Consider the following 3460-nt stretch of genomic DNA (forward strand, 5'->3'; position numbering starts at 1 on the left):
CGGTGGCGACCGGTGTCGGCTCGCTGCAGAGCGGCCCGGAGGGGCTGGCCGCCACGCTCGACGAGGCGGGCGACGCGGCACGCATCGCGGCCGACCGCTCCGCCACGGGCTGGTTCGTGCGGGTGGACAGTCTCGGTCTGGAGCAGCTGCTGCTCGCCTGGACCGGGAACGACACGTTCGTGCCGGCGGCGCAGTCGCTCCTGGCGCCGCTCGCGGACGGGGGCGGCGAGCTGCTCACGACGCTGTCGGCCTACCTGGACCACGAGTCGGGGATCGCCGCGACCGCGGCCGCCCTCGGCCTGCACCGCAACACCGTCATGGTGCGCATCCGCCGGGTGCAGGAGCTGCTCGGGATCGACATGAGCGATCCGGAGGCCCGGCTCGCGCTGCACCTGGCGTGCCGGGCCGTGCTGCCGCGCTGACCCCGCCGCTGCCTACTCCGGGTCGCCGTGCAGCATCCAGGCGATGCCGAACCGGTCGACGAGCATGCCGAACGTCCCGCCCCACGGCGGCACATCCAGGGGCATCGTGATGGTCGCACCCTCCGAGAGCCGGTCCCACACGCGCTGCGTGACCTCCTGGGTGTTGCCGCTCAGCGACACGGAGATGCCCTGCGGCTTCTCGTAGGTCATGCCGTCGGGGGTGTCCGAGGCCATCAGCACGAGACCGTCCGGGGTGGTGAGCTGCGCGTGCATCACGAGGTCCTGCTGCTCCGGGCTCTGCACCATGCCGGGGAACTCGCCGAAGACGCTGATGTCGAGCTCACCGCCGAGGACGCTCCGGTAGAACTCCATCGCCTCCCGGGCCTCGGTGCGGAACGACAGGTACGGGTTGAGATTGGGCATGACTGCTCCTGGTCGTGTTCGGACTGCTGAGGATCCCCGCCGCGCCTCAGTCTCCGCTCCGTCGCGCGCCGTCGCAAGAGCAGGGGCACGACCGCGCCGACACCCCGTCCCGGAGGTGCGGTGCCGGAGGGAGGGTCAGGGGTGCGCGGTCTCCGCGAGCCACTCCGCGAACGTCTGCCGGCCGAGGTCGGCATCGGGTCCCGGAAGCGCCTTGCCCTCCCGCATCCCCGTCATCTGCGGGCCGGGCACGCTCAGCGCCGGAACCCAGCCGCGGTAGCCCTGGTGTCGCGCGAATGCCCGGATCATGTCGGCCAGCTGTTCCTCTCGCGGCCCGGCGAAGTCCGCCACGCGACCCCGCGGCTCCCCGACGGCGAGAGCTGCGAGACGCTCGCCGACCTCGCGGGCGGCCACCGGCTGCGTGCGGGCCCGGGGTGCCACGTGGAGCGGGCCGAGCGTCGCGCGGGCGAACATCTGCGCGGCGAACTCGTGGAACTGGGTGGCGCGCTGGATCGTCCACGGCACGGGCGACGCCTCCACGATCTTCTCCTGCGCGACCTTGCCCGCGTAGTAGTCGTAGGGGATGCGGTCGACGCCGACGATCGAGAGGAGCACCGCGTGTCGCACGCCCGCGTCGGCGGCGGACGACAGCAGGTTGCCTGTCGCCGCGGTGAAGAACTCGATCGCCGCGCTCGCCTTCAGCGTCTCGATGCTCGCGACGTCGATCACCGCGTCCGCTCCGCGCAGCGCCTCGGACAGCCCTCTCCCGCTCACCAGATCGACGCCGGTCGAGCGGCTGAGCACCACCGCGTCATGCCCCGCCTCCCGGACCGCGTCCACGGTGTGCCTGCCCACGACGCCGGTGCCACCGGCGACAGCGATTCTCATGCGTGCGTTCTCCTTCGTCTCGGGAATGGTCCTGCCTCTCCGACGATGCAGCCCGCCCGAATGTGAGGCGATCGGCGACATCCGCCGTGCCCGCGTGCGTCGCGCAGGGCCAGGATAGGAGACGATGGACGACCTCGAAGCCCCTGAATCCGAGCGGCGACCCCTGCTGGCCCTCGCATACCGCCTGCTCGGTACGGTCGCCGACGCGGAGGACGCCGTGCAGGAGACCTACGCGCGCTGGTATCGGATGTCGCCCGCGGAGCGAGCGGCGATCGTCAACCCGGCCGCGTGGCTGACGAGGGTCGCCGGGCGCGTCTGTCTCGACGTGCTCGGATCGGCGCGTGCCCGCCGCGAGACCTACGTCGGCCCGTGGCTGCCCGAGCCGGTGCCGCACGGTTCCGCGTTCGCCGGGCCGCCGCACCCCGACCCGCTCGACCGCGTCACCCTGGACGAATCCGTCGGCCTGGCGCTGCTCGTGGTGCTGGAGTCGCTCACGCCCGCCGAGCGTGTGGCCTTCGTGCTGCACGACGTCTTCGGCGTGCCGTTCGCCGAGATCGCCGAGACGGTCGGACGCACCCCCGCCGCGGTCCGGCAGCTCGCCTCGCAGGGGCGCCGACGCGTGCGGGCTGGGCGATCCGGAGTCGCCGACCGAGCTCAGCACGACGCGGTGGTGCGGGCGTTCCTTGGCGCGGCGGCCACGGGTGAGTTCGACCGGCTCGTGAGGCTGCTCGACCCCGACGTGGTGCTCCGCTCCGACGCCGGAGGCAAGAAGTCCGCGGCGCTGCGACCCGTGGTGGGGGCCGACCACGTGGCCCGGTTCGTGCTCGGCATCGCGCGCCGCAACCCCGAGGCCGAGGTCGCCCTCGTGCCTGCGCCGGACGGGCTCGCACTGCTCGCGACGCTCGATGGGGATGCGGACGCGGTGTTCTCGTTCGTCGTGCGCGGCGACCGGATCGCCGAGGTCTTCGCGGTGCGCAACCCCGACAAGCTCACGCAGTGGCCGGGATCCTCGCGGTCGCTAGCATGACGAGGGTGACGACCCCCACCGTGCGTCCCGGTATCGCCGAGCGCCTCGCCCGCATGATCCGCCTCCCCACCGTCTCCGCGGAGCTGGACGAACGCGGCCTCGCGCCGTTCGAGGAGTTCGCGGCGCTGCTCGCCGAGCTGTACCCGCGCACGCACGCGGCGCTGACGCTCGAGCGGCACACCGACCTGGGGCTGCTGTTCCACTGGGCGGGCACGGGAGCGGTGACGGACGGACCCGTCGTGCTGATGGCGCACTACGACGTGGTCCCGGTCGACGAGAGCGACGCCTGGACCCATCCGCCGTTCGCGGGGGTGATCGCCGACGGCTCGGTGCACGGGCGCGGGGCGCTCGACGACAAAGGGCCGCTGATCGTGGTGCTCGAGGCCGTCGAGAACCTGCTGGCCGACGGCTTCCGTCCGCCGCGCGACGTGTACCTGTCGTTCGGCGGGAACGAGGAGACCTACGGGCGGGCGGCCGAGGAGATCGCGCGGGTGCTGCGCGCCCGCGGCATCGTGCCGTGGCTCGTGATCGACGAGGGCGGGGCGGTCGTCGACGCACCGCTGCCCTTCGTCCCCGGGCGTGCCGCGATGATCGGTGTCGGCGAGAAGGGCGTGATGACGCTGCGGCTCTCGGCGCGCGGCGACGGCGGGCACGCCTCGGTGCTGCAGTTGTCGAGGGTCGCACGGGGCCGGTCGGCGTCGGC

The 3460-nt window shown here is 73.1% G+C and carries 5 protein-coding genes; 3 read left to right on the forward strand and 2 right to left on the reverse strand.

Annotated elements, in window-relative coordinates:
- The coding region (locus DW309_RS04930) for a PucR family transcriptional regulator (RefSeq protein WP_168387176.1) at nt 1–422 on the forward strand (422 nt) is incomplete at its 5' end.
- Nucleotides 423–434: 12 nt separating this feature from the next.
- Here the strand turns inward: DW309_RS04930 and DW309_RS04935 are convergent.
- Both DW309_RS04935 and DW309_RS04940 read right to left on the reverse strand, forming a co-directional pair.
- Nucleotides 435–845 (reverse strand): VOC family protein, encoded by a 411-nt coding sequence (locus DW309_RS04935; protein WP_136044733.1) that lies wholly within the window; start codon nt 843–845, stop codon nt 435–437.
- 135 nt (nt 846–980) lie between these two features.
- Entirely contained in the window at nt 981–1730 is a 750-nt protein-coding gene (locus DW309_RS04940; RefSeq protein ID WP_136044734.1) for an SDR family oxidoreductase, read from the reverse strand.
- Between the two features lie 124 nt (nt 1731–1854).
- Between DW309_RS04940 and sigJ the strand changes: the two genes are divergently transcribed.
- Both sigJ and DW309_RS04950 read left to right on the forward strand, forming a co-directional pair.
- Nucleotides 1855–2757, forward strand: a complete 903-nt coding sequence (gene sigJ, locus DW309_RS04945; RefSeq protein ID WP_136044735.1) for an RNA polymerase sigma factor SigJ — start codon at nt 1855–1857, stop codon at nt 2755–2757.
- 5 nt (nt 2758–2762) lie between these two features.
- The coding region (locus DW309_RS04950) for a M20/M25/M40 family metallo-hydrolase (protein WP_136044736.1) at nt 2763–3460 on the forward strand (698 nt) is incomplete at its 3' end.

This window comes from Microbacterium sp. K41 (assembly GCF_004794395.1).
Lineage (GTDB): Bacteria > Actinomycetota > Actinomycetes > Actinomycetales > Microbacteriaceae > Microbacterium > Microbacterium sufflavum.

What these genes read in the sequence shown, in the direction of transcription:
- DW309_RS04935 (WP_136044733.1), bottom strand. Translation starts at nt 845, where the DNA reads ATGCCCAATCTCAACCCGTACCTGTCGTTCCGCACCGAGGCCCGGGAG.
- DW309_RS04940 (WP_136044734.1), bottom strand. Translation starts at nt 1,730, where the DNA reads ATGAGAATCGCTGTCGCCGGTGGCACCGGCGTCGTGGGCAGGCACACC.
- sigJ (WP_136044735.1), top strand. Translation starts at nt 1,855, where the DNA reads ATGGACGACCTCGAAGCCCCTGAATCCGAGCGGCGACCCCTGCTGGCC.